The organism is Simiduia litorea, from assembly GCF_042853465.1.
Classification (GTDB): domain Bacteria; phylum Pseudomonadota; class Gammaproteobacteria; order Pseudomonadales; family Cellvibrionaceae; genus Simiduia; species Simiduia litorea.
In genome coordinates, this window is sequence record NZ_AP031497.1 from 556,806 (window position 1) to 581,768 (window position 24,963).

Genomic DNA, 24,963 nt, shown 5'->3' on the forward strand with positions numbered 1-24,963 from the left:
CAGGCGGTTGCCTGCACTTTTAACTGCGTTATCCGACTGTTGGGTAGCGAAAACTAGTTTGTGGAGTTTATTTTCATGGCAACGATCAACCAGTTGGTTCGTAAGCCGAGAAAACGTAAGGTTGTTAAAAGCGACGTTCCTGCATTGCAAGCCAATCCGCAGAAACGTGGCGTTTGTACCCGCGTTTACACCACTACACCAAAGAAGCCAAACTCAGCTTTGCGTAAGGTCTGCCGTGTGCGCCTAACCAATGGCTTTGAAGTAACTTCTTACATCGGTGGTGAAGGGCACAACCTGCAAGAGCATAGCGTGGTGCTAATCCGTGGCGGTCGTGTAAAAGACTTGCCAGGTGTGCGTTACCACACAGTGCGTGGCTCTTTGGATACCGCTGGCGTGAAAGATCGCAAGCAGCGTCGTTCCAAGTACGGAGTCAAGCGTCCTAAGTAATCGCAAGATTTCTGAAGACATACGTTTTCGGTTGAACCGAGTAAGGCTAAGCGCGCTTGCCCCGCTGAAGAGATTGGAAGTTCCGACTTTTAGGACCTTTGAGCAGCGGTAAGAGCGGAGTCTTAGAAAAACCTAAAGATAGAGGCGATTTAAAATGCCAAGAAGACGCGTCGTCGCAAAACGCGAAGTCTTACCAGATCCCAAGTTTGGTAACACAACGCTGGCGAAATTTATGAACCACGTGATGGTCAGTGGTAAGAAGTCGGTCGCAGAGCGCATTGTTTACGGTGCCCTCGAAGTTGTTCAGACAAAACTGAACCGCGATCCATTAGAAGTGTTCGATGAAGCTCTCGAAGCCATCGCGCCTATGGTAGAAGTTAAGTCCCGCCGTGTCGGTGGTGCTACTTACCAAGTGCCCGTTGAAGTTCGTCCAGCTCGTCGTGCAGCGCTAGCTATGCGCTGGCTGGTAGATTACTCACGCAATCGCGGTGAGAAGTCTATGGCTCAGCGTTTGGCCGGTGAATTGATTGACGCCTCGCAGGGCAAAGGTGCTGCTGTGAAGAAGCGTGAAGACGTTCACCGTATGGCAGAAGCGAACAAGGCATTCAGCCACTACCGTTTCTAAGCGCCATGCTTTGATGCTAAAAGGCAGCTTCGGCTGCCTTTTAGTGTTAATAACGATTGTTTTTTCGGGAGTCTTTTGTGGCACGTAAAACACCCATCTCACGCTACCGCAATATTGGTATTTGTGCGCATGTTGATGCGGGTAAAACCACGACTACCGAGCGCGTTCTGTTCTATACAGGTCTGTCCCATAAGATTGGTGAGGTGCATCACGGTGCTGCCACCATGGATTGGATGGAGCAAGAGCAAGAGCGTGGTATTACCATTACATCTGCCGCTACCACCTGTTTCTGGCGTGGTATGGATGCTCAGTTCGAAGAGCATCGCGTCAATATTATCGATACCCCGGGGCACGTAGACTTCACCATTGAGGTGGAGCGTTCATTGCGTGTGCTGGACGGTGCTGTCGTTGTTCTCTGTGGTTCCTCTGGGGTTCAGCCTCAGACTGAAACCGTTTGGCGGCAGGCCAATAAATACGAAGTTCCGCGCATGGTGTTCGTCAATAAGATGGACAGGACCGGCGCCGACTTTATGCGCGTGGTCAATCAGCTCAAGACGCGTCTAGGTGCCAACCCGGTGCCATTGCAGATGACCATAGGCGCTGAAGAACATTTCCAAGGTGTTGTAGACCTGATCAAAATGAAGGCGATTCGCTGGAATGAAGAGGATCAGGGTATGACCTTCGCTTACGAGCCAATTCCTGCCGACATGGCAGAGGTTTGTGCGAGCATGCGCGAGCAGTTGGTTGAAGCTGCGGCCGAAGCCACCGAAGAGTTGATGGACAAGTACCTCGAGGGCGGCGAGCTCACCGAGGCTGAAATCAAGTCCGCCTTGCGCAAACGCACGCTGGCGGGTGAAATTATCCCCGTGCTAGGCGGCTCAGCTTTTAAAAATAAAGGCGTTCAGGCTGTGCTAGACGCGGTAGTTGAGTATTTGCCGTCGCCCACGGAAGTGAAAGCTATCGACGGCGTGCTCGATGACGGTGAGACACACGCTATTCGCGAAGCCGACGACGATGCGCCTTTCTCGGCACTGGCCTTTAAAATTGCCACTGATCCCTTCGTTGGCACGTTAACCTTCTTCCGGGTTTACTCCGGTAAGTTGGCGCAGGGCGACCAGATCTTTAATGCTGTTAAGGGCAAAAAAGAGCGGGTTGGCCGCATGGTGCAAATGCACGCTAACAACCGCCAAGAAATTAAAGAAGTCTGGGCTGGCGATATAGCCGCCGGTATTGGCTTCAAGGATGTCACCACAGGCGATACCCTGTGCGATATCAATCATGTTATTACCCTTGAGCGCATGGAGTTTCCCGAGCCGGTTATCTCGGTGGCGGTAGAGCCCAAATCTCAAGCGGATCAGGAAAAGATGGGTGTGGCGCTGGGCAAGCTGGCGCAAGAAGACCCATCCTTCCGCGTTCACACTGATAAGGAGACGGGTCAAACTATCATCTCCGGCATGGGTGAGCTGCATTTAGATATCATTGTTGACCGCATGCGCCGTGAATTCAGCGTTGAGGCCAATATTGGTAAGCCACAGGTTGCTTACCGCGAAAAGATCACAAACACCTGCGAGATTGAAGGTAAGTTTGTGCGTCAATCGGGTGGCCGTGGTCAGTATGGTCACTGCTGGATCAGGTTTGAGCCAGCAGCGGATGCCAACGCTGAAAAAGTGGAGTTCGTAAGCGAGGTTGTCGGCGGTGTTATTCCGAAGGAATACATTCCAGCAATCGGCAAGGGTATTGAAGAGCAGTCTAAGAACGGTGTTCTGGGCGGCTATCCGTTGCTGGGCTTGAAGGCGACTGTTTACGATGGTTCCTTCCACGATGTCGACTCCAATGAAATGGCGTTCAAGATCGCTGCGTCAATGGCCACAAAGCAATTGGCGCAATTTGGCGGTGCGGTTCTGCTTGAGCCAACTATGAAGGTTGAAGTGGTAACGCCAGAAGAAAACATGGGTGATGTGGTCGGTGACTTAAACCGTCGCCGAGGTCTGATTCAGGGTATGGAAGATACCCCGTCAGGCAAGATCGTTAATGCTGAGGTGCCGCTGGCCGAGATGTTCGGTTATGCGACTGCATTGCGCTCTGCAACCCAGGGTCGTGCAACTTACTCCATGGAGTTCCTGCACTACGCTGAGGCACCTTCTAATGTCGCGCAGGAAATCATTGCCAAGAGCAGGGTTGCTAGCGATTACTAATCGAATCAAATTCACGTATTTGAGGTTTTAAAAAATGGCTAAGGCTAAGTTTGAACGTAACAAGCCCCACGTAAACGTGGGCACCATTGGTCACGTTGACCATGGTAAAACTACCCTGACAGCAGCTCTGACTCGCGTATGTGCGGAAGTATGGGGCAGCGGTGCAGCGGTTGCATTTGATGGTATCGACTCGGCGCCAGAAGAGCGCGAGCGCGGTATCACCATTTCTGCAGCGCACGTGGAATATGATTCACCAATCCGTCACTACGCACACGTAGATTGCCCAGGTCACGCCGATTATGTGAAGAACATGATCACCGGTGCTGCGCAGATGGACGGCGCTATTCTGGTATGTTCTGCCGCTGATGGCCCAATGCCACAGACGCGCGAGCACATCCTGCTGTCACGTCAGGTAGGTGTACCTTACATCGTTGTGTTCCTGAACAAAGCCGACATGGTTGACGATGCCGAGCTATTAGAGCTGGTTGAGATGGAAGTTCGCGAGCTGTTGAGCCAATACGAATTCCCAGGCGACGATACCCCAATCATCATCGGTTCTGCGCTAATGGCGTTGAACGGTACCGATGAAAACGAAATGGGTACCACCGCTGTTAAGAAATTGGTTGAGACGCTGGACTCTTACATTCCTGAGCCCGAGCGTGCTATCGACGGTGCTTTCTTGATGCCAATCGAAGACGTGTTCTCTATCTCTGGTCGCGGTACTGTTGTGACTGGTCGTATCGAGCGCGGTATCGTTAAAGTGGGCGAAGAAATCGAGATCGTTGGTCTTCGCGATACCACCAAAACTACCTGTACTGGTGTTGAAATGTTCCGCAAGCTGCTTGACGAAGGTCGCGCTGGTGAGAACGTAGGTGTTCTGTTGCGCGGTACTAAGCGCGACGACGTTGAGCGTGGTCAGGTGTTGTCTAAGCCAGGCGCGATCAAGCCGCACACCAAGTTCCAGTCAGAAGTGTACGTATTGTCGAAAGACGAAGGTGGTCGTCACACGCCATTCTTCAAAGGCTACCGTCCACAGTTCTACTTCCGTACTACCGACGTAACTGGTGCTTGTGAGCTGCCAGAAGGTGTTGAGATGGTAATGCCAGGTGATAACGTGCAAATGGAAGTCACCTTGATTCACCCAATCGCGATGGAAGACGGCTTACGCTTCGCCATCCGTGAAGGTGGTCGTACCGTTGGTGCGGGTGTTGTTGCTAAGATCATCGAGTAATCGTTGAAAATATTTTCAGTGTTTTATTGCTGAATAGTCAATCGCCCCGAGTTTTCGGGGCGGTTTTCAACGTTAAGCTCTTGTTTTAAAAGTCTTTTTCTGCGGAAAAGGAAGTTTTCTTCATTTGCTTGACAGTAAGGGTGTTCGCCCTTAATATTGCGCCTCCGTTTTTCAGGGATTTCCCCTGGCGGATTGTTCTTTATAGTATTTTGGAGTTTGGTTCAGATGCAGAGTCAGCGCATTCGCATTCGCCTGAAAGCTTTCGATCACAAGTTGATTGATGCTTCTACACAGGAAATCGTCGAGACAGCAAAGCGTACAGGTGCCCAAGTGCGTGGTCCGATTCCGCTGCCTACTCGTCGAGAGCGTTTCACTATTCTGGTTTCACCGCATGTTAACAAAGATGCGCGTGACCAGTACGAAATCCGCACACATAAGCGTTTGTTGGATATTGTAGAGCCTACAGAAAAGACTGTAGACGCCCTTATGAAGCTGGACCTAGCTGCTGGTGTCGAAGTTCAAATTAGTCTCGGATAAATAACATTTTGCTGCCTACCCGCGCGAGTGAGTAGGAGTGTGTAACGCTCTGAAATGGGCGGCCATAGCGGGTAAAAGCCCCGTACACCATAGAGGTTTTAAAAATGACAATAGGTATTGTCGGTCGCAAAAGCGGCATGACCCGTATCTTCACTGAAGACGGTGTCTCTATCCCAGTAACGGTGGTTGAAGTTGAGCCAAACCGTATTACTCAGGTTAAGAGCGTCGAAACTGATGGCTACTCTGCTGTGCAGGTAACTCTTGGTTCGCGTCGCGCTTCCCGCGTTGTAAAATCTGCTGCTGGTCATTTTGCCAAAGCTAATACAGAAGCCGGTCGTGGTCTGTACGAGTTGCGCAATGACGGTGGTGAAGCTTTCGAAGTTGGTTCAGAAATTACTGTTTCCGCTTTTGAAGCTGGTCAAATCGTAGACGTCACTGGAACATCCAAAGGTAAGGGCTTCGCTGGTACTGTTAAGCGTTGGAACTTCACCATGCAGGATGCTACCCACGGTAACTCCCTTTCTCATCGCGTACCCGGCTCTATTGGCCAGTGCCAGACTCCTGGTCGCGTATTTAAAGGCAAAAAGATGACCGGCCATATGGGTGATGAGCGCGTAACCGTTCAAAATCTTGAAGTGGTTAAGGTCGATGCAGAGCGTAATTTGCTGTTGATCAAAGGCGCAGTACCTGGTGCTCCAGGTGGTGACGTCATCGTGCGTCTCGCTGTTAAAGCGCGCAACAACGGCTAAGTTTCCGAGGGGGATCGACCATGGAATTGAATATTACTACTCCAGCAGGCGCCAAAGGTACGGTTAACGTATCTGATGTAGCGTTTGCTCGCGAGTTCAATCAAGACTTGGTGCATCAAGCGGTTGTTGCTTATATGGCAGCAGCGCGTCAAGGCACCAAAGCGCAGAAGACTCGCGCTGAAGTTTCTGGTGGTGGCGCCAAGCCTTGGCGTCAAAAAGGTACGGGTCGTGCTCGTGCAGGTACAACTCGCGGTCCGCTATGGCGTACCGGTGGTGTAACTTTCGCAGCTAAGCCACGTAGCTTTGACCAGAAGTTAAACAAGAAAATGTATCGTGCTGCTATGCAGTGCATCATGTCTGAACTTGCTCGCCAAGAGCGTTTGATTGTTGTTGATAGCTTCGAGCTTGATGCGCCAAAAACAAAAGCATTGGTAGGTCAGTTGGCGCAATACAATCTTTCAGATGTGTTGATCGTGACTGAAGAGTTAAACATGAATCTTTATCTGGCAGCTCGCAACCTGCACAAAGTTGACGTACGTGACGCAGAGGGTGTTGACCCTGTAAGTCTGATTCGTTTCGACAAGGTTGTAGTGACTGTTCCTGCTCTGAAGAAGCTTGAGGGGATGTTGGCATGAACCAAGAACGCATTTATAAAGTGTTGCTAGGTCCGGTCATTTCCGAAAAAGCGGCCGGCGCAGGTGAGCAAGATCAAGTGGTTTTCAAGGTGCTTCCAAGTGCCGACAAGATCGAGATCAAAGCTGCAGTAGAAAAGCTTTTTAGTGTGAAAGTTGTAAGCGTTCGCACAATCAACGTGAAGGGCAAGACCAAGCGTACTAAGCATGGTATGGGCCAAAAGAGCGATTGGAAGAAGGCTTACGTTCGTCTCGAGCAGGGTCAAGATATTGACTTTGCAGTAGCAGAGTAAGGGGATTGTTGAGATGGCAATTGTAAAACGCAAACCAACCTCTCCTGGCCGTCGCTTTGTTGAGAGCGTTGTAAATCCTGAACTACACAAGGGCGCACCATATGCACCTTTGTTAGAGAAGAAAAGCAAGACCGGTGGTCGTAACAACAACGGTCGCATCACTACCCGTCATATCGGTGGTGGTCATAAGCAGCATTATCGCGTTATCGATTTTAAGCGCTTGAAGGACGGTATCCCGGCCAAAGTTGAGCGTTTGGAATACGATCCAAACCGCAGCGCAAATATTGCGTTGGTGTGTTACGCCGATGGTGAGCGTCGTTACATCATTGCACCGAAAGGTCTGCACGCTGGCGATCAAATCGTGAGCGGTGAAACAGCGCCAATCAAGCCAGGTAATACTTTGCCACTGCGCAATATTCCTGTTGGTGCCGTGATTCACTGTATTGAGCTTAAGCCTGGTAAGGGTGCTCAGTTAGTGCGTTCTGCGGGTACTTCTGCGCAGTTGGTTGCCCGTGATGGCGCCTACGCTACGCTGCGTCTTCGCAGCGGTGAGATGCGCAAAGTTCTGAGTGATTGTCGTGCGACGTTAGGCGAAGTGTCTAACAGCGAACACAGTCTGCGTTCACTAGGTAAAGCCGGTGCCAAGCGTTGGCGCGGTGTTCGTCCTACTGTTCGCGGTGTGGCGATGAACCCGGTTGATCACCCGCACGGTGGTGGTGAAGGCCGCACCTCTGGTGGTCGTCATCCGGTTACTCCATGGGGTGTGCCAACTAAGGGTTATAAGACTCGTAGTAACAAGCGCACAGATAACATGATTGTTCGTCGTCGCGGCAAGAAGTAATCGCGCGACTTAGCTGATTAGGGGAATTACAGTGCCACGTTCACTGAAGAAAGGTCCTTTCATCGATCTTCACCTGTTGAAGAAGGTCGAAGCAGCGATCGAAAAGAATGATCGCCGTCCAGTTAAAACCTGGTCGCGTCGCTCGATGATCATGCCAGATATGGTTGGTCTAACGATTGCTGTGCACAACGGGCGTCAACACGTTCCGGTTCTGGTCAACGAAGAAATGGTTGGTCATAAACTGGGCGAATTCGCCGCCACTCGCACTTACCGCGGTCATATCGCGGATAAGAAAGCGAAGAAGCGTTAATTCGAGGTTATGACGATGGAAGTAGCAGCAAAATTACGCGGTGCTCGCTTATCAGCGCAAAAAGCTCGACTGGTTGCTGACCAGATCCGTGGCAAGCGCGTTGACGAAGCTCTCGATATCTTAGCGTTCAGCCCCAAAAAGGGCGCCGTTTTGATCAAGAAGGTTTTGGAATCAGCGATTGCTAACGCAGAGCACAACGATGGTGCCGATGTGGATGAGTTAAAGGTTTCTACGATTTTTGTCGACGAAGGTCTGACAATGAAGCGTATTCAGCCTCGAGCTAAAGGTCGCGCAGACCGTATTTGTAAGCGCACCTGCCACATTACCGTTAAAGTAGCAGACAAGTAAGAGAGCAGGCGTTATGGGTCAGAAAGTACATCCGACAGGTATTCGTCTGGGTATCGTTAAGAAGCATACTTCTGTTTGGTATGCCGGTAGTGATGAATACGCAGATAAGCTTTACACCGATTTGAAAGTGCGCGAGTACATTCAAAAGGAGCTTGCCAGTGCGTCTGTTAGTCGCATTGATATCGAGCGTCCTGCGAACACCGCTCGCGTTACCATCCACACTGCCCGTCCAGGCATTGTGATCGGTAAGAAAGGCGAAGACGTTGAGAAATTGCGCAGTGCCATTACCGCTAAAATGGGGGTGCCTGTACATATCAACATCGAAGAAATCCGCAAGCCTGATCTGGATGCGGCTCTGGTAGCACAAAGTGTTGCACAACAGTTGGAGCGTCGTGTGATGTTCCGCCGCGCCATGAAGCGCGTTGTGCAAAACGCCATGCGTCAGGGCGCTGAAGGGATCAAGGTGCAGGTAGGTGGTCGTTTGGGCGGTGCAGAAATTGCTCGTTCCGAGTGGTACCGCGAAGGACGTGTGCCATTGCACACCCTGCGTGCAGATATTGACTACGCTACAGCCGAAGCGAAAACCACTTACGGCATCATTGGCGTGAAAGTATGGATCTTCAAGGGCGAAGTTCTTGGTGGTGAAACACCAGTAGAAACTGCAGCGCCTAAGAAGAAGTCTTCTAAGTAAGGGGTACGCAACATGCTGCAACCGAAGCGTACAAAGTTTCGCAAGCAAATGAAAGGCCGCAACCGCGGCTTGGCCCAGCGTGGCTCTAAAGTTAGCTTTGGCGAATTTGGCTTAAAAGCTATTGCCCGCGGACGCATCACTGCTCGTCAGATCGAAGCGGCTCGTCGTGCAATGACTCGTCACATTAAACGTGGCGGTAAAATTTGGATTCGAGTGTTTCCAGATAAGCCAATTACCGAAAAGCCTTTGGAAGTTCGTCAGGGTAAAGGTAAGGGTAATGTTGAGTACTGGGTAGCCCAGATTCAACCAGGCAAAGTGTTGTATGAGATGGAAGGTGTTCCTGAGCAAATCGCTCGCGAAGCTTTCGCTCTAGCTGCAGCCAAACTGCCGCTGTCTACAACTTTCGTTAAGCGTACGGTGATGTAATGAAAACTTCAGAACTCCGCGAAAAATCAGTTGAAGAGCTGAATGCGGCGCTGTTGTCTGAGCTGCAAGCTCAGTTCAAGCTCCGTATGCAGGCAGCTACCGGTCAACTGAGCCAGACTCATCTGTTGAAGAACGCTCGTCGTGACATCGCACGTATTAAAACTGTGCTGACTGAAAAGGCAGGTAATTAACAATGGATCAGGCAAAAAAGACTGCGCGCACGCTGACCGGTAAGGTCGTTAGCAACAAGATGGACAAGTCCATTGTTGTTCTGATTGAGCGTCGCGAAAAGCACCCGATTTATGGCAAGTATGTTAGTAAATCATCTAAGTTGAAGGCTCATGACGAGAACAACGAGTGCAAGATGGGTGACGTTGTCACTATCGCTGAATCTCGTCCTCTGTCTAAAACTAAGTCTTGGGCTTTAGTTAAAATTGAAGAGCGCGCTGCTGAGATTTAGCTCAGTAACGCTCGATTAAGAGTTTCGGAGACGGACCATGATTCAAACTGAATCCTACTTAGAAGTGGCTGACAACAGTGGTGCTCGCCGCGTTATGTGTATCAAGGTGCTAGGCGGTTCACATCGTCGTTACGCATCTGTAGGTGACATCATCAAGGTCACCGTGAAGGAAGCGATTCCTCGCGGTAAGGTCAAAAAGGGTCAAGTGATGAAGGCTGTCGTAGTGCGCACTCGTAAAGGTGTTCGCCGCCCAGACGGTTCACTGATCAAATTTGATGATAACGCAGCTGTATTACTTAACAACCAAGATGCTCCAATTGGCACTCGTATTTTTGGGCCAGTTACGCGTGAGCTTCGCGGTGACAAGTTTATGAAAATCATTTCTCTGGCACCTGAAGTACTGTAAGTACAGGCCAGAGTCAGAGAATCGAGGACAGGCAAATGCGTAAGATCAAACGTGATGACGAAGTGATTGTTATCGCCGGGCGCGATAAGGGCAAACGTGGCAAAGTAGTGCGCGTTTTGGCCGACAATCGTTTGGTTGTTTCAGGCATTAACATGATTAAAAAGCACCAGAAGCCAAACCCGCAAGCGGGTGTTGCTGGTGGTATCGTGGAAAAAGAAGCTGCGATTCAGGATTCTAATGTTGCAATATTTAATGCTGCAACTCAGAAAGCTGATCGTGTGGGCTTCAAAATTCTCGAAGACGGGAAGAAGATTCGCGTCTTTAAATCCAACGGCGAAGCCGTAGACGCATAAGCAGACCAGGTAGCAGAAATGGCTAGGCTGAAAGATCTTTACAAAAAAGAAATCGCGCCCAAGCTCCAGCAAGAGCTCGGACTCGCGAATGTAATGGAAATTCCACGCATTACCAAAATCACCCTTAACATGGGTGTTGGTGAAGCAGTTGGCGACAAAAAAGTGCTTGAGCACGCTGTCAAAAACTTGGAGCAAATTTCTGGGCAAAAGGTAGTTGTTACCAAGAGCCGGAAATCCATTGCAGGTTTTAAAATTCGTGATGGTTGGCCAATTGGCTGTAAGGTAACTTTGCGTCAGGATCGTATGTACGAATTCCTTGATCGCTTGGTTTCCATTGCGATTCCACGTATTCGCGACTTCCGGGGTATTAGCCCCAAGCAGTTCGACGGTCGTGGTAATTTTTCAATGGGCGTTACTGAACAGATCATTTTCCCGGAAATCGATTACGATAAAATCGATAAAATCCGTGGTCTTGATATCTGTATCACGACTACTGCCCGTACCGATGAGGAAGGTCGCGCGCTGTTAAAAGCGTTCAACTTCCCATTCAAAGGATAAGGGTAGAACCATGGCCAAGAAATCTATGATTGCACGCGAATTAAAGCGTACAAATACAGTAGCCAAATTTGCTGCCAAGCGTGCAGAGCTGAAAGCTATTATTTCTAGCTCTTCTTCGTCTGACGAAGAAATCTGGGACGCACAGCAGAAATTGCAGGCAATGCCACGTGATGCAAGCCCGAGCCGTCAGCAGCGCCGCTGTCGTCTGACCGGTCGTCCGCACGCTGTATACCGCAAGTTCGGCTTGTGCCGTAACAAATTGCGTGAAGCAGCCATGCGCGGTGACGTGCCTGGTCTGGTTAAATCAAGCTGGTAATGACGGCTGTTTTCAGGAGCAGAATCCTATGAGTATGCAAGATCCTTTGGCAGATATGCTAACCCGCGTGCGTAACGCACAAATGGTTGGTAAGCCGAGCGTTACCATGCCGTCTTCAAATTTGAAGGCAAGCGTTGCACGCGTGCTGACAGAAGAAGGCTATGTATCAGGTTTTGATATAAGCGAGGGCGTTAAGCCAGAGCTGACTATCGAGCTGAAATACTTCGAAGGCAAGCCAGTTATCGCTGAGCTTGACCGTGTAAGCCGTCCAGGTTTACGTAATTATGCTGGGAAAGATGAGCTGCCTTCAGTCCGTGGTGGATTGGGTGTTGCGATTGTTTCTACCAGTAAAGGTGTTATGACCGACCGCGCAGCACGTGTTGCTGGCGTTGGCGGTGAAGTGCTCTGCACTGTTTTCTAACGGGAAGTCGTCATGTCACGAGTTGCAAAAAGTCCGGTTGAAATACCTGCTGGCGTTGATGTTAGTCTGAAAGGTCAAAACGTCAATATAAAAGGCAAGCAAGGTACATTGGCACTCGCGGTCCACAAAGATGTGGAAGTGAAGCAGGACGGAAACGTTCTGACGTTCGCGCCGCGCGATAATGCCAAGCAGTCCAATGCGTTAGCGGGTACTACCCGTGCGCTGGTAAACAACATGGTTAAAGGTGTTACAGCCGGTTTCGAAAAGAAACTGACTCTCATCGGTGTTGGTTACCGTGCAAAAGCATCTGGAAACACTGTAAACCTGACGTTGGGCTTTTCTCATCCTATCGATTACACCCTCCCGGCGGGTGTAACGGCTGAGACCCCTAGTCAGACCGAAGTAGTACTGAAGAGCGCCGACAAGCAATTGCTTGGTCAGGTTGCTGCTGAGATTCGCGCATTCCGTCCACCAGAGCCTTACAAGGGCAAGGGTGTTCGCTATAGCGACGAAAATGTACTGCGTAAAGAAGCTAAGAAGAAGTAGGGCTAGGATATGAGCGACAAGAAAATTGCTCGTCAGCGTCGTGCTACCAAGGCTCGTGCGAAAATCGCCGAGCTGAAAGTTACCCGTTTGACGATTCATCGCACTCCACGCCATATCTACGCCCAGATTATTTCTGGCGAGGGCGCCAAAGTGTTAGCTTGTGCATCAACTCTTGATAAGAGCTTGCGCGAAGGTAAAACAGGCAACGTAGATGCCGCCAAGGCTGTTGGCAGTCTGATCGCTGAGCGCGCGAAAGCCGCTGGCGTGACCCAAGTAGCGTTCGATCGCAGTGGTTTCAAATACCACGGTCGGATTAAAGCATTGGCCGACGCCGCGCGTGAAGCCGGCCTGGAATTCTAAGGGTTGAATCATGGCTTACGAAAAGAAAGATACAGGTAATACCGAAGGCTTGCAGGAAAAGCTAGTCCAGGTAAACCGCGTTGCAAAGACTGTTAAAGGTGGTCGTATTTTTGCGTTCACAGCGTTGACAGTTGTTGGTGACGGAAACGGTAAAGTAGGTTTTGGTCGCGGTAAAGCGCGCGAAGTGCCTATCGCTATCCAGAAAGCTATGGAAGCTGCCCGTCGCAACATGATCCAGGTTGAGTTGAATGGCGATACCATTCAGTACGCAACCAAGGGTCGCCACGGCGGTTCTAAAGTTTACATGCAGCCTGCTTCTCAAGGTACCGGTGTTATTGCCGGTGGTGCGATGCGTGCGGTGCTGGAAATTGCTGGCGTCCAAAACATTTTGTCTAAGTGCTACGGTTCTACCAACCCGGTAAACGTTGTACGTGCGACATTCGACGCGCTCAAGGCTATGGTTTCTCCGGAATCCGTTGCCGCTAAGCGTGGCAAAAGTGTTGAAGACATTTTGGGCTAAGGCCTGAGACAAGAACTGAGAATTCGGAACGACTATGGCTAAGAAAACTGTCAAAGTGACTCAGGTAAAAAGCTCAATCGGCCGCCTGAAAAAGCACCAAGCCTGTTTGAAGGGCTTGGGACTGCGTCGCATCGGCCACACTGCTGAAGTAGAAGATACTCCAGCAACACGTGGAATGATTAACAAAGTGACCTATATGGTCCAGGTTGAGGGAGAGTAATATGCGTCTTAATACTCTGAGCCCAAACCCCGGCCGCAATCATGCCAAGAAGCGCGTAGGTCGCGGTATTGGTAGCGGTTTGGGTAAAACTGCTGGTCGCGGTCACAAGGGTTTAAAATCCCGTTCTGGTGGCAGTGTTCGTCCAGGCTTCGAAGGCGGTCAGATGCCTTTGCAGAAGCGCCTGCCAAAGTTTGGCTTCTCTTCACGTATCGGTCGCGTAACAGCGGAAGTTCGTTTGGGCGAGTTAAATAAGGTAGAAGGCGAGCTAATTGATTTGGAAGCGTTGAAGCGAGCTGATATCATCGGCACCAACATTAAACGCGCCAAGATCATGTTGTCCGGCGAACTGACTAAAGCAGTTACCGTGAAAGGTCTTGCTGTTACCAAGGGCGCCAAAGCTGCGATCGAAGCCGCTGGCGGTAAAGTAGAAGAATAATACGAGGTCCCAATGGCGAGTAATCTGCCATTAGGAAATCAGAAAGGTTTAGGCGAGCTTTGGGCTCGCCTTCGTTTTCTGTTTCTGGCTATTGTTGTATATCGGATAGGGACTCACATCCCTGTACCAGGCTTAGATCCTGATCGTTTGGCGAGCTTGTTCAACCAAAACCAAGGCACTATTTTGGGTTTGTTTAACATGTTTTCCGGCGGTGCGCTTGAGCGCATGAGTATCTTGGCGTTGGGTATCATGCCTTACATTTCTGCATCGATTATTATGCAGTTGATGACGGCCGTAACCCCTTCTCTAGAGCAACTGAAGAAGGAAGGTGATGCGGGTCGGCGCAAGATTAGCCAGTACACTCGTTACTTCACGGTAATGTTGGCGACTTTCCAGGGTATCGCGATGGCGGTGGGTTTCTCTGGTCAGGCGTATGGCGGCGAACCGGGTTTTAGCTTCTATTTTATTGCGGTGGTGTCACTCGTGACCGGCGCCGTATTTATGATGTGGTTAGGTGAGCAAGTTACTGAGCGCGGTATTGGCAATGGTATATCCATGCTGATTTTCGCAGGCATCGTAGCGGGTTTGCCAAGTGCGGTTGGTCAGGCATTCGAAAGCTCGCGTCAGGGTGATTTACACATTCTGATGTTGTTAGCGATCACTTTCCTGGCGATAGCGATTGTATGGTTTGTGGTGCGAGTAGAGCGTGGTCAGCGCCGTATTACGGTGAACTACGCCAAGCGTCAGCAGGGGCGTCAGGCTTTTGCCGCGCAAACTAGCCACTTACCATTGAAAGTGAACATGGCTGGTGTGATTCCACCCATCTTTGCGAGCAGTTTGTTGTTGTTCCCTGCGTCCATATCCAGCTGGTTTGGTCAGGGTGAAGGTGCCGGCGCGGAGTTTTTACAAGAGTTAGCCTTAGCTATTGGTCCAGGCCAGCCGCTGAACTTCGTCTTGTTTGCTGCGATGATCATCTTCTTCTGTTTCTTCTATACGGCGTTGATGTTCAACCCAAAAGAAGTAGCAGATAACTTAAAGAAATCTGGCGCTTACATCCCTGGGATTCGTCCTGGTGAGCAGTCGGCAAAGTATATTGATACTGTGTTGACCCGCTTGACGGTTGTAGGTGCGCTGTACATGGCAGCAGTGTGTTTGTTGCCGCAGTTTTTGATCGTAGCGACCAATGTACCTTTCTATCTAGGTGGTACTTCGCTATTGATTGTGGTGGTGGTTGTCATGGACTTTATGTCTCAGGTGCAAGCCCATTTAATGTCTCATCAGTATGATTCACTGATGAAGAAATCAAACTTGAAGAGCTTTGGCCGCTAGGGTCAGGGCTGATTTAAGCGAGGTAGAAAATGAAAGTTCGTGCTTCAGTTAAGAAAGTTTGCCGTAACTGCAAAATGGTCAAGCGCAATGGTGTTCTGCGGGTAATCTGCAGCGTTGAGCCACGTCACAAGCAGCGTCAAGGCTAATTTAAGTGCCGAAGTTGTTGTTTAACGACTTCGGCAAAACCAGTTTTGTGGGTACTGAAATCCACATTCTGGTCAGGGGGCGTTGACTGTCGCTTGGGGAGCAATCCTTCGGCTATTGCATTTCGCTGGTATGTTCGCTATCCTGCTGCGCCTTTTGGTGTAGTGGGTGGCGTGCTTTGCCGTCAACGCTACAATTTTGTGCTTTATGGAGTAAATTGAATGGCCCGTATTGCTGGTGTCAATATACCAGATAACAAACACGCGGTTATCTCCTTAACCTACGTTTACGGCATCGGTCGCCCGACTGCTAAAGTAATTCTGGCTGCGACTGGTATTGCTGAAACGACTAAGGTTGGCGAGTTGTCCGAAGAACAATTGGACGTGCTGCGTGGTGAAATCGCCAAGCGTACGGTTGAAGGCGACCTGCGTCGTGAGATCAACATGAACATCAAGCGATTGATGGATCTTGGTTGTTATCGCGGTCTGCGTCATCGTCGCAACCTACCACTTCGTGGTCAGCGCACCAAGACAAACGCCCGCACCCGTAAGGGTCCGCGCAAGCCAATTAAGAAGTAATTGGCTTTTCGGTAACCAAAGGTTTAGGAAGAGATTGCTATGGCCAAGCCAAGTAATAAGACTGTTCGCAAGAAAGTCAAAAAGACCGTGGTTGATGGTGTTGCCCACATCCACGCTTCTTTTAACAACACGATTGTGACCATCACCGACCGCCAGGGTAACACCCTTTCATGGGCGACTGCCGGTGGTTCAGGTTTCCGTGGTTCACGTAAGAGTACGCCATTTGCTGCACAGGTTGCTGCAGAGCGTGCAGGTCAGGCCGCGCAAGAATACGGCTTGAAGAACCTAGATGTGGAAGTAAAGGGCCCAGGCCCAGGCCGCGAATCTGCTGTTCGCGCGCTGAATAATGTTGGCTACAAAATTACCAACATCGTTGACGTCACGCCGATTCCACACAATGGCTGTCGTCCTTCCAAGAAGCGTCGCGTCTAAGGGGACTTGAACAATGGCACGTTATATCGGACCAAAGTGTAAGCTGGCGCGTCGCGAGGGAACAGATCTGTTCCTGAAGAGTGGCGCACGCCCGCTAGATTCAAAATGTAAGGCAGAAACTGCACCTGGCCAGCATGGTCAACGTCGCGGTCGTTTATCCGACTACGGTGTGCAGCTTCGCGAAAAGCAAAAAGTTCGTCGTATTTACGGCATTCTTGAAAAGCAATTCCGTGGTTACTACAAAGAAGCAGCCCGTCGTAAGGGCGCAACCGGTGAAAACCTGTTGAAACTGTTGGAAACGCGTTTAGATAACGTTGTTTACCGTATGGGTTTCGGTTCTACTCGTTCCGAAAGCCGCCAGTTGGTTTCTCATAAGACTATTTTGGTTAACGGCAAGACCGTTAACATCCCGTCTTATCAAGTAACTGAAGGCGACGTGGTTGCCGTGCGTGAAAAGTCAAAGACTCAGCTGCGCATTGCGCAAGCGCTGACCTTGGCTGCTCAGCGCGCAGACGTTGAGTGGGTTGACGTGAGCACCGATAAGAAGGAAGGCACTTTCAAGCGCGTTCCCGATCGTGGCGATCTGTCTGCCGACATCAACGAAAACCTGATCGTTGAACTTTACTCCAAGTAATTAACCCCTAACAGGAACGGCTATGCAGAGTGCAGTAAACGAGTTTTATACACCGCGTCATATCGACGTTACCGAATTGAGCTCAACCCGCTCAAAGGTGGTTCTAGAGCCTCTGGAGCGTGGTTTTGGTCATACGTTGGGCAATGCGTTGCGTCGCATATTGCTATCTTCCATGCCCGGTTGTGCGATCACCGAAGTTAAAATCGACGGTGTACAACACGAGTACAGCGCTATCGAAGGCGTGCAGGAAGACGTAATCGAAATCCTGCTCAACCTGAAGGGTGTGGCAGTAATCATGCACGGTAAGGATCAGGTTGAACTGACTTTATCGAAGAAAGGTGCAGGCGTTGTAACCGCTGGCGATATTCAGGTTGATCACGAAGTTGAGATTAAAAATCCCGACCATGTAATCGCCAATATCACTGGTGACAAATCGCTAAACATGAAGCTGACCGTGTCACGCGGTCGCGGCTATGAGCCAGCTGATCAGCGTCACAGCGACGAGGAAGAAACTCGCGCCATTGGTCGCTTGCAGTTGGATGCATCTTTCAGCCCGGTTAAGCGCTTAGCTTACTCAGTAGAAAGTGCGCGTGTTGAACAGCGTACCGATCTGGATAAGTTGGTGTTGGATTTAGAGACCAATGGCACTATCGAGCCAGAGGAAGCTATCCGTCGCGCAGCTACTATCCTGCAGCAGCAGTTGGCAGTATTTGTTGATCTGGAAGGCGAGAAAGAAGCTGAGCCAGTGCGTAAAGAAGAGGAAATCGATCCGGTGCTGTTGCGCCCAGTTGATGACCTCGAGCTTACCGTACGCTCTGCGAATTGCTTGAAGGCTGAGAACATTTACTACATCGGCGATCTGATTCAGCGCACTGAAGTTGAGCTGTTGAAGACCCCGAACCTGGGTAAAAAATCACTGACCGAAATCAAAGATATTCTTGCGTCGCGCGGTTTGTCTTTGGGAATGCGTCTTGAAAACTGGCCACCAGCTAGTCTTCGTTCAGACGACAAGTAGGTAGATTCTGTGCGCGGTACGCCGCGCGCTTAACAAGATTTGCTGTGATAGCAATCAGAATGAATAGGATTTAGCGTCATGCGTCATCGTAAAAGTGGCCGTCAACTGAATCGTAACAGCTCACACCGTAAGGCTATGTTCAAGAACATGGCGATTTCTTTGGTTGAGCATGAACTGATTAAGACTACTTTGCCAAAGGCAAAGGAACTGCGCCGCGTCGTAGAGCCTTTGATTACTTTGTCGAAAACTGACAGTGTTGCAAACCGTCGTTTAGCGTTCAGCCGTCTGAACAACGACAAAGCGGTTGGTAAGCTGTTCAACGAACTAGGCCCACGCTTCGAAGGCCGCCCCGGCGGTTATGTTCGTATTTTGAAATGTGGTTTGCGTACCGGCGACAAGGCTCCTATGGCCTATGTTGAGTTGGTAGACCGCAATGCCAAGGTTGAAGCTGCTGAGTAATTAGCGCCGAGATCAAAAAAAGGCCGAGCTTATGCTCGGCCTTTTTTTTGAAAGTAAAATATAGTAATTAAGACCTGCTTTATTCATCTACATTAGATGTAAAGCATCGTTCTTTGAGTGTTGATGCTCTGCAATTTGTTGAGGTCGAGTAGTGAAACGAGTTCCTAGATAATCGACGCCCGCTAGGCGGGAGCCGGTCATCTGATGGGCGCGCTTACGCGATTAATGGAAGAAGGTCGGCTGGTTAGAGGTTTGCGTCCCTCTATCCGGCATCGCCTTTCTTCATCGGTGCAGTCATCTAAGCCTTTAGTCTTTTGCCCTTGGTTGTTTTAGCCTTTGCTGTGGAGCTATTTTTTACAAGCATAGGTTTTAGAAACTGGCCGGTATAGGATTGTTTGACCTTCGCAACATCTTCTGGTGTGCCTTGAGCGATAATTTCCCCGCCGCCGCTGCCACCCTCTGGGCCTAAATCGACGATCCAGTCTGCAGTTTTTATAACATCTAAATTGTGCTCGATAACGACCACTGTGTTGCCGTGATCGCGCAGGCGATGTAATACATTGAGTAGTTGTTGGATGTCGTAAAAGTGTAAGCCAGTGGTGGGCTCATCGAGTATATAAAGCGTTTTTCCGGTATCGCGCTTAGATAGCTCTTTTGCAAGCTTTACCCTTTGCGCTTCACCGCCAGACAGTGTTGTCGCTGCTTGGCCAAGGCGAATGTATGAGAGGCCAACATCCATTAATGTCTGTAGCTTTTTGGCTATCGCTGGCACGGCATCAAAGAACTCGCGTGCATCTTCGACGGTAAGGTCTAATACTTCGTGAATATTTTTGCCTTTGAATTTAATCTCTAGCGTCTCGCGGTTGTAGCGTTTGCTCTTACAGACATCGCAGGGTACATAAACATCGGGCAGAAAGTGCATTTCTACTTTCGTAACGCCATCACCCTGGCACGCTTCACAGCGGCCACCTTTAACGTTAAAACTAAAGCGCCCTGCTTTGTAGCCGCGCGAGCGGGCTTCTTGTGTGCCGGAAAAAATGTCGCGAATGGGTGTGAAAATACCGGTGTAGGTTGCTGGGTTTGAACGCGGCGTGCGGCCGATCGGGCTTTGATCGATATCGACACACTTGTCGAAATGATCCATACCCTTAATGTTTTTGTAAGGCGCCGGTTTTAGCGTAGTGGCTTTATTGAGTTCCGTTGCGGCGATAGGGTGTAAAGTGGCATTAACCAGAGTTGATTTACCTGAGCCTGATACACCAGTCACGCAGGTCATTAGCCCTACGGGAATAGTAAGTGTGACATCTTTCAAGTTGTTGCCAGTGGCACCTGAAAGTATCAGCTCTTGCTTTGGATTGTAGGGTGTTCGTGTGCTTGGAATGGCAATGGACTTACGGCCGGATAAATAATCAGCGGTTAAAGAGTTTTTCGCTTTAAGCACTTGCTCGTAGGTGCCCGCGGCCACGACTTCGCCGCCGTGAACACCCGCGCCTGGGCCGATATCAATCAAGTAGTCGGCACTGCGTATAGCATCTTCGTCGTGCTCTACCACAATCACGGTGTTGCCTAGATCTCGCAAGTGGGTCAACGTCCGAAGTAAGCGCTCATTATCGCGCTGGTGCAGTCCAATCGAGGGCTCGTCTAAAATATACATCACACCCACGAGGCCCGCGCCAATTTGGCTGGCTAAACGAATGCGTTGCGCTTCACCGCCGGAGAGCGTTTCGGCGCTGCGGCTCAGCGTTAAGTAATTAAGTCCAACGTCCACGAGGAAGCGAAACCTGTCTTGTAGCTCTTTTAAAATTTTACTGGCAATCTCTTGTTTGCTGCCGGCAAATTTAAGTTTGTTGAAATAGTCATAGGCCTCACCGACAGGCAGGTTGGTGATCTCCGGTAGCGGTCGGTTGTCGATAAACACGTTGCGCGCATCCTTGCGCAAGCGAGTGCCCTCGCATTCTGGGCAGCTTTGATGAGACAGAAACTTGGTTAGATCTTCGCGCACCATTTGCGAATCGGTATCGCGGTAGCGGCGCTCCATGTTGGGCATAACGCCTTCGAAGCAGTGGGTGCGCTGATAGATGTCGCCACGGTCATTGACATAGCGAAATGAAATTTCGGTTTCGCCCGAGCCCTTTAAAACCACATCGCGATCTTTTTTTCGCAGCTTTTTCCAGGGTGTATCGATAGAGAACTTATAGTGCTCGGCAATGGAGGTGAGCATGTGGAAATAGTAAACATTTCTACGATCCCAGCCGCGAATAGCGCCTTCCGCAAGGGTGAGCTCCTCGTCGTGAACGATCTTTTCCTCGTCGAAGTACTGGCGCATGCCCAGGCCGTCACAGCTAGGGCAGGCGCCGGCGGGACTATTGAATGAGAACAGCCGTGGCTCAAGCTCGGCGAGGCTGTAATCGCAAATAGGGCAGGCGTGCTTGGCGCTAAAAATGCGATCTTCACCATCGCCATCCATGTAGCTGATCATGGCTTGGCCCTCGGCTAAATTCAGCGCCGTTTCGAATGATTCCGCTAACCTGAGTTGCAAGTCGTCTTTCACTTTAAAGCGATCGACCACCACGTCAATTGCATGTTTTTTCTTTTTATCTAAGGCTGGTGCGTCGTCGAGATCGACGACTAGCCCATCAATGCGAGCTCGGATGAAGCCATCGCGCTTTAGCTGCTCGAGGATATGTAAGTGCTCACCTTTGCGATCTCTAACTAGCGGTGCCAGCAGCATGATTTTTGTGCCTTCCGGTAACGCTAGTACTTGGTCGACCATTTCACTAACGGTTTGAGCGGCGAGAGGCTCGCCGTGAATGGGGCAGCGAGGTTCGCCTACGCGCGCGTAAAGTAAACGTAGGTAATCGTAAATTTCGGTAATGGTGCCCACGGTGGAACGTGGGTTATGTGACGTCGATTTTTGTTCGATGGATATGGCGGGACTAAGGCCCTCTACATGATCGACGTCGGGCTTATCCATCATCGATAAAAACTGTCGCGCGTAAGTTGATAGCGATTCGACGTAGCGGCGCTGGCCTTCTGCGTAGAGGGTGTCAAAAGCTAAGGACGATTTGCCGGAACCAGAGAGCCCTGTGACGACGACGAGCTTATCTCTTGGGATATCGAGATCGATATTTTTTAGGTTGTGGGTGCGAGCGCCTCTTACTTGAATAGTATCCACTGACAACAGTTCTCATAACGTAGAAAACTCAACAGTATATCTATCCGCCTAGGCGATGTCAGGAACAAGGGGCCTTTCGGCCCCTTTTAATCAGTTTTGTGTTACGACTGCGTTATTGCCGGCGCCGCCTGATTGCATAATCGTGGCGTAATCGTAAGCGCCAGATTGTTGAATCAAGGCGGTGTTGCTTAGGCCCGCTTGCCCTAGACCAGTCTGATCGATGAGTGCCGTGTTACCCATGCCGCCTTGGTTGATCATGGCCTCGTTGTAGTCGCCCGCTTGCACCGCTTGGGCGTAACCGGCTTCGCCATACTGGTCAATTTGCGCAACGTCTGCGATACCATTTTGATCCACGTAAGCGCTGTTGAACTGGCCTTCCTGATTGACGATGGCCAAATGAATGCCGAGCGGACCCTGCATAATGGTGGCGTCGTTAAACTCGCCGGCCTGAGCGGTATAAGCTTCGCTACCGAAAGAGCCTGATTGAGTGGTGCTCGCCGTGTTGCCAGAGCCGGTTTGGCTGATGTCTGCTATGGCGTAATCGGAGATGGCATTCTGATCGATAGTGGCTAGGTGGGTTGAACCTTCTTGGCTAATGCTGGCACTCGCAACCCAGGCATCATCTTGATAAATGGCGGCGGATTGTGCAAAGCCTGTTTGGAAAATATAGGCATCATCTAGCAGCGTATTGGTTTGCTGGATGTAGGCATCTGAACCTTCGGTCTCAACCTGTTCGATCTCGGCATTGTTGACTACAGCATTTTCTTGAACGATGGCGCTGGTTGAGGAAAAAGCGAAGGTTTGGGTAATGCTCGCGGTGTTGCCTGCAGCGTTTATCTGATCTATGTTCGCGCTGCTATCGTCGGAAATGAGTTCTTGCACAATGTCAGCGCCATTGTCTTCACCGGCTTGGGTAATGCTACCGCTGGCAAACCAGCTGTCTTCTTGATAGATAGACGCGCGGTTACCGGAGCCCGTGGTGTCGATGGTTGCCGTCATTGCATTGGCGCTATTGGCCTGCACAATGGATGCGCCATTGCTGTCGCCAGACTGCGACACTGTAGCGGTGGCGTCTTGCACGTTGACTTGGTCAATAGTGACGTCGTTTAAGTCGCCGAATTGAACGCTATCCGCGATATTGTTATCTGCAATGGCCTGTACCGATGCCAGAGAAATAGCGAGTACTAAGGGGGTAAGTAGCTTTTTCATATCATCTTCCTCATTGATGGGGTTACTGCAGTTGTCTGACGCTCACCTGTTGGTGATTGCCATGTTGGGTTATCGTGCTTGTGAGATTGCTGCCTGACTGTTCAACAAGCGCAGCGTTGTAATTGCCGTTCTGAATAACGAGAGCTTGATTTTGATAGCCATGCTGGCTTATGTCGGCGCTATTGCTGTAGCCATTTTGTTGCACCGAGGCTTTATTGAGGGTGCCGTTCTGTAGAATATAAACGATGTTCAGCTCGCCAATTTGCTCGCCCATTATTGTGTTTTGGGTGCCGATTTGTTCGGTACTGAATGCGTTGGCTAGACCGATTTGCTTGATGAGCAATTCGTTTTCGACGCCGGATTGATAGGCATTAACGCTATTGTCGCTACCCGTTTGATGGGCGATTGCAACATTATTGACTGTGTAATTTTCTATATCGAAATGAAAGCTATCAATGTCAATGGGGCTTGCGTCTATATCAGGCGAAGCTTGTACGGCCGTATTATTTAGTGCCGAAAGGCAAAGGAAAAGGAATGCTGAGAGTAGCTTAGGTCCAACTTTTTTTATTTTTTTTTGAACAGTCGCTATTTTCATTCGACAATCCCTGTTAGCAAGCGGACTGTTATTGTGGTGGCTGTGTTGGCGCTTCTCTATAGCGCGCTAGACTGAAAATAACGGTGAATTTATTTATTGTACCCCTAAAATAATGAGTTAAAACGTGGTGTTTTTTGCAACCTTCGTATGAATAGATTTGGACGCTGCACCGAGCTTGAAATTATTCTTAGTTTATCATTGGTTCTTGGGTCATATATTGCTGCAATGTAGGATTATTTACATCATCAATGTTCGCGAGTGACCAAGAGCTACTTTCGATGCCTTGCGCAATTAAATGTATCAACGCAGATTCTATAGCGGACAGTACGCACAGTTGTGCCGGTTCATTGGTTGTTGTACCCGCTTCAATTTCTAGTAAGCGTTTGTACTCAACGAAGCGAAATACACCCGTGGTTATTTCTTGGGAGAGGATCGACTTTGTTGTTAGTACACTGTGCAGTATGCGGCCTGAGCGAATATCGATGGCTCGAATATTGACGGTGACTTGATCTGCTCGATACTGCTCTGAGGCGCCAATACCAAAATATCGCGCACCAGCGCCGCCGGTTTTGATGTTGGACTCGTAGGCCACAATTCCGCCTTCAATTAAAACATTTGCGGCTAATAAAGACGGCAGCTCATCATCATTATTGGTGGGTGTGCCGGGTTTTTTTAGCGCCGCGCGAATTATCTTTCGCTCGGTGAGTAAGTTCTGCAAGCCTTCCCGTTCTAGCGGGATAAACCAACCAGATTCATTCATGGCGTTGATTAACATGGCCGTAGCGCCTTGAGTGACTGCCGTTGAGAATGAGCTTGCAGGAATAGGTTTATATTGACCTGTTTGATCGCGGAAGTTGTATACGGTGGCAACAATTTTACCGCGTGGGCTTGGCAGGCTTTTGAGATCTTGGTAGGTGCTGGCGCGGGGCGTTAGCGTCGCCTCGGTAACACCTGGGCCAAATAAACTGTCATTGGTGTCTTGGGCGATTTGACAGCCAGATAATAAAATCACATTGGCTGCGAAGAAAAACCTAACAATCGGAGTTAACATGCTTCTTCCTGACATTAATTTTGTGGGTTCAATCCTGAAACCACAATCTCGGTGACTTCGTTGGTATGTCTGTCGGTAATGACGACGGTGAGCGTGCCGCCATCGTCGACTAAGTCCACAATGAAATCGTCTGTTTGCAAGCTTCCGCTATTACCTGAGCCTACGTCTGTTAATAACTGATTGAGAAGTCGCGATTGTAATGAGCTGGTAAATCGCTCTAAATCGGTGGGAGCCGAATAGCCATCTTTGCCCAGGTCGGGATTTTTATAGGTGTCTTGTGCTTGGGCATTGCCAAGCAAGAAGTTACCGTTCAAGGCGTTGCCGCCGAAATTCGGATTGACCGGTGTGTAAATAAGTTCAGAGGCTTGGCTGGAGGCTGCCGCTAAGAAAAATGTAATGAATATTATTTTTTTCATGTCGC

37 protein-coding genes are annotated in these 24,963 nt (G+C 49.9%); 32 read left to right on the top strand and 5 right to left on the bottom strand.

All coding sequences use genetic code 11. The features are described 5' to 3' along the window. Nucleotides 1–75: 75 nt before the first annotated feature. From rpsL to rplQ, 32 genes are all read left to right on the top strand, one after another. On the top strand, nt 76–447 hold the full coding sequence (gene rpsL, locus ACGHTT_RS02405; protein ID WP_290260725.1) for a 30S ribosomal protein S12: 372 nt from the start codon (nt 76–78) through the stop codon (nt 445–447). Between the two features lie 154 nt (nt 448–601). Beyond that, complete coding sequence (gene rpsG / locus ACGHTT_RS02410) at nt 602–1,072, top strand: 30S ribosomal protein S7 (protein ID WP_290260726.1); 471 nt, start codon at nt 602–604, stop codon at nt 1,070–1,072. A gap of 77 nt (nt 1,073–1,149) precedes the next feature. Beyond that, nucleotides 1,150–3,267, top strand: a complete 2,118-nt coding sequence (gene fusA / locus ACGHTT_RS02415; protein ID WP_390593295.1) for an elongation factor G — start codon at nt 1,150–1,152, stop codon at nt 3,265–3,267. Between the two features lie 34 nt (nt 3,268–3,301). Beyond that, complete coding sequence (tuf, locus tag ACGHTT_RS02420) at nt 3,302–4,498, top strand: elongation factor Tu (protein ID WP_390593289.1); 1,197 nt, start codon at nt 3,302–3,304, stop codon at nt 4,496–4,498. A gap of 225 nt (nt 4,499–4,723) precedes the next feature. Next, a complete protein-coding gene (gene rpsJ, locus ACGHTT_RS02425) occupies nt 4,724–5,035 on the top strand; it encodes a 30S ribosomal protein S10 (RefSeq protein WP_290260729.1) in 312 nt (103 codons plus the stop codon). Nucleotides 5,036–5,139: 104 nt separating this feature from the next. Next, entirely contained in the window at nt 5,140–5,784 is a 645-nt protein-coding gene (gene rplC, locus ACGHTT_RS02430) for a 50S ribosomal protein L3 (RefSeq protein ID WP_290260730.1), read from the top strand. A 20-nt stretch (nt 5,785–5,804) separates the two neighbouring features. Beyond that, nucleotides 5,805–6,419 (top strand): 50S ribosomal protein L4, encoded by a 615-nt coding sequence (gene rplD / locus ACGHTT_RS02435; protein ID WP_290260731.1) that lies wholly within the window; start codon nt 5,805–5,807, stop codon nt 6,417–6,419. Next, a complete protein-coding gene (gene rplW, locus ACGHTT_RS02440; protein WP_390593296.1) occupies nt 6,416–6,709 on the top strand; it encodes a 50S ribosomal protein L23 in 294 nt (97 codons plus the stop codon). The genes rplD and rplW overlap by 4 nt, the downstream gene beginning before the upstream one ends. Nucleotides 6,710–6,722: 13 nt before the next feature. Next, nucleotides 6,723–7,550: a 50S ribosomal protein L2 gene (gene rplB / locus ACGHTT_RS02445; protein WP_390593297.1), complete on the top strand. Its 828-nt coding sequence runs from the start codon at nt 6,723–6,725 to the stop codon at nt 7,548–7,550. A 31-nt stretch (nt 7,551–7,581) separates the two neighbouring features. Then, the gene (rpsS, locus tag ACGHTT_RS02450; protein ID WP_183911533.1) at nt 7,582–7,860 is read left to right on the top strand and encodes a 30S ribosomal protein S19; all 279 of its coding nucleotides are present in this window, start codon (nt 7,582–7,584) and stop codon (nt 7,858–7,860) included. 15 nt (nt 7,861–7,875) lie between these two features. Continuing rightward, nucleotides 7,876–8,208 (top strand): 50S ribosomal protein L22, encoded by a 333-nt coding sequence (gene rplV, locus ACGHTT_RS02455; RefSeq protein ID WP_290260735.1) that lies wholly within the window; start codon nt 7,876–7,878, stop codon nt 8,206–8,208. 13 nt (nt 8,209–8,221) lie between these two features. Next, the gene (gene rpsC, locus ACGHTT_RS02460; protein ID WP_390593298.1) at nt 8,222–8,899 is read left to right on the top strand and encodes a 30S ribosomal protein S3; all 678 of its coding nucleotides are present in this window, start codon (nt 8,222–8,224) and stop codon (nt 8,897–8,899) included. Nucleotides 8,900–8,911: 12 nt separating this feature from the next. Then, nucleotides 8,912–9,325: a 50S ribosomal protein L16 gene (gene rplP / locus ACGHTT_RS02465; protein WP_290260737.1), complete on the top strand. Its 414-nt coding sequence runs from the start codon at nt 8,912–8,914 to the stop codon at nt 9,323–9,325. Continuing rightward, complete coding sequence (gene rpmC, locus ACGHTT_RS02470) at nt 9,325–9,516, top strand: 50S ribosomal protein L29 (protein WP_290260738.1); 192 nt, start codon at nt 9,325–9,327, stop codon at nt 9,514–9,516. Before rplP ends, rpmC begins: the two co-directional genes overlap by 1 nt. A gap of 2 nt (nt 9,517–9,518) precedes the next feature. Beyond that, nucleotides 9,519–9,785 carry a 30S ribosomal protein S17 gene (gene rpsQ / locus ACGHTT_RS02475; protein ID WP_290260739.1) on the top strand — a complete coding sequence of 89 codons (267 nt, stop codon included), beginning with the start codon at nt 9,519–9,521 and terminating at the stop codon, nt 9,783–9,785. A gap of 37 nt (nt 9,786–9,822) precedes the next feature. Next, nucleotides 9,823–10,191: a 50S ribosomal protein L14 gene (gene rplN, locus ACGHTT_RS02480; protein ID WP_290260741.1), complete on the top strand. Its 369-nt coding sequence runs from the start codon at nt 9,823–9,825 to the stop codon at nt 10,189–10,191. Between the two features lie 35 nt (nt 10,192–10,226). Further along, the gene (gene rplX, locus ACGHTT_RS02485) at nt 10,227–10,544 is read left to right on the top strand and encodes a 50S ribosomal protein L24 (protein ID WP_290260742.1); all 318 of its coding nucleotides are present in this window, start codon (nt 10,227–10,229) and stop codon (nt 10,542–10,544) included. A gap of 18 nt (nt 10,545–10,562) precedes the next feature. Beyond that, the gene (rplE, locus tag ACGHTT_RS02490; RefSeq protein ID WP_290260743.1) at nt 10,563–11,102 is read left to right on the top strand and encodes a 50S ribosomal protein L5; all 540 of its coding nucleotides are present in this window, start codon (nt 10,563–10,565) and stop codon (nt 11,100–11,102) included. A 10-nt stretch (nt 11,103–11,112) separates the two neighbouring features. Further along, complete coding sequence (rpsN, locus tag ACGHTT_RS02495) at nt 11,113–11,418, top strand: 30S ribosomal protein S14 (RefSeq protein ID WP_290260744.1); 306 nt, start codon at nt 11,113–11,115, stop codon at nt 11,416–11,418. A gap of 28 nt (nt 11,419–11,446) precedes the next feature. After that, a complete protein-coding gene (gene rpsH, locus ACGHTT_RS02500; RefSeq protein WP_390593299.1) occupies nt 11,447–11,839 on the top strand; it encodes a 30S ribosomal protein S8 in 393 nt (130 codons plus the stop codon). A gap of 12 nt (nt 11,840–11,851) precedes the next feature. Beyond that, nucleotides 11,852–12,385 carry a 50S ribosomal protein L6 gene (gene rplF, locus ACGHTT_RS02505; protein ID WP_390593300.1) on the top strand — a complete coding sequence of 178 codons (534 nt, stop codon included), beginning with the start codon at nt 11,852–11,854 and terminating at the stop codon, nt 12,383–12,385. Nucleotides 12,386–12,394: 9 nt separating this feature from the next. After that, nucleotides 12,395–12,745, top strand: coding sequence for a 50S ribosomal protein L18 (gene rplR, locus ACGHTT_RS02510; protein ID WP_290260747.1), 351 nt, complete (start codon nt 12,395–12,397; stop codon nt 12,743–12,745). A 10-nt stretch (nt 12,746–12,755) separates the two neighbouring features. Next, entirely contained in the window at nt 12,756–13,265 is a 510-nt protein-coding gene (gene rpsE, locus ACGHTT_RS02515) for a 30S ribosomal protein S5 (protein ID WP_290260748.1), read from the top strand. Nucleotides 13,266–13,299: 34 nt separating this feature from the next. Further along, entirely contained in the window at nt 13,300–13,485 is a 186-nt protein-coding gene (rpmD, locus tag ACGHTT_RS02520; protein ID WP_290260749.1) for a 50S ribosomal protein L30, read from the top strand. Nucleotide 13,486: 1 nt separating this feature from the next. Beyond that, entirely contained in the window at nt 13,487–13,921 is a 435-nt protein-coding gene (gene rplO, locus ACGHTT_RS02525; protein WP_290260750.1) for a 50S ribosomal protein L15, read from the top strand. A gap of 12 nt (nt 13,922–13,933) precedes the next feature. Then, entirely contained in the window at nt 13,934–15,250 is a 1,317-nt protein-coding gene (gene secY / locus ACGHTT_RS02530) for a preprotein translocase subunit SecY (protein WP_290260751.1), read from the top strand. Nucleotides 15,251–15,279: 29 nt separating this feature from the next. After that, on the top strand, nt 15,280–15,396 hold the full coding sequence (gene rpmJ, locus ACGHTT_RS02535; protein ID WP_015047163.1) for a 50S ribosomal protein L36: 117 nt from the start codon (nt 15,280–15,282) through the stop codon (nt 15,394–15,396). A 219-nt stretch (nt 15,397–15,615) separates the two neighbouring features. Then, nucleotides 15,616–15,972, top strand: a complete 357-nt coding sequence (gene rpsM, locus ACGHTT_RS02540) for a 30S ribosomal protein S13 (protein ID WP_290260753.1) — start codon at nt 15,616–15,618, stop codon at nt 15,970–15,972. Between the two features lie 39 nt (nt 15,973–16,011). Continuing rightward, nucleotides 16,012–16,404 (top strand): 30S ribosomal protein S11, encoded by a 393-nt coding sequence (rpsK, locus tag ACGHTT_RS02545; protein ID WP_183911551.1) that lies wholly within the window; start codon nt 16,012–16,014, stop codon nt 16,402–16,404. 13 nt (nt 16,405–16,417) lie between these two features. Beyond that, a complete protein-coding gene (gene rpsD / locus ACGHTT_RS02550; protein WP_390593302.1) occupies nt 16,418–17,038 on the top strand; it encodes a 30S ribosomal protein S4 in 621 nt (206 codons plus the stop codon). Nucleotides 17,039–17,060: 22 nt separating this feature from the next. After that, on the top strand, nt 17,061–18,053 hold the full coding sequence (locus ACGHTT_RS02555; RefSeq protein WP_390593303.1) for a DNA-directed RNA polymerase subunit alpha: 993 nt from the start codon (nt 17,061–17,063) through the stop codon (nt 18,051–18,053). Between the two features lie 78 nt (nt 18,054–18,131). Then, on the top strand, nt 18,132–18,512 hold the full coding sequence (rplQ, locus tag ACGHTT_RS02560) for a 50S ribosomal protein L17 (protein WP_290260756.1): 381 nt from the start codon (nt 18,132–18,134) through the stop codon (nt 18,510–18,512). Nucleotides 18,513–18,810: 298 nt separating this feature from the next. Here the strand turns inward: rplQ and uvrA are convergent, their stop codons facing one another. The 5 genes from uvrA to ACGHTT_RS02585 form a co-directional block, all read right to left on the bottom strand. Next, complete coding sequence (gene uvrA / locus ACGHTT_RS02565; protein ID WP_390594972.1) at nt 18,811–21,687, bottom strand: excinuclease ABC subunit UvrA; 2,877 nt, start codon at nt 21,685–21,687, stop codon at nt 18,811–18,813. A 90-nt stretch (nt 21,688–21,777) separates the two neighbouring features. After that, nucleotides 21,778–22,896 (bottom strand): hypothetical protein, encoded by a 1,119-nt coding sequence (locus ACGHTT_RS02570; RefSeq protein ID WP_390593305.1) that lies wholly within the window; start codon nt 22,894–22,896, stop codon nt 21,778–21,780. A 22-nt stretch (nt 22,897–22,918) separates the two neighbouring features. Further along, nucleotides 22,919–23,491, bottom strand: coding sequence for a hypothetical protein (locus ACGHTT_RS02575; RefSeq protein ID WP_390593307.1), 573 nt, complete (start codon nt 23,489–23,491; stop codon nt 22,919–22,921). A 187-nt stretch (nt 23,492–23,678) separates the two neighbouring features. Further along, nucleotides 23,679–24,542 (bottom strand): CsgG/HfaB family protein, encoded by an 864-nt coding sequence (locus ACGHTT_RS02580; protein WP_390593308.1) that lies wholly within the window; start codon nt 24,540–24,542, stop codon nt 23,679–23,681. A 14-nt stretch (nt 24,543–24,556) separates the two neighbouring features. After that, complete coding sequence (locus tag ACGHTT_RS02585) at nt 24,557–24,958, bottom strand: curli assembly protein CsgF (RefSeq protein WP_390593310.1); 402 nt, start codon at nt 24,956–24,958, stop codon at nt 24,557–24,559. Between the last annotated feature and the right edge of the window lie 5 nt (nt 24,959–24,963).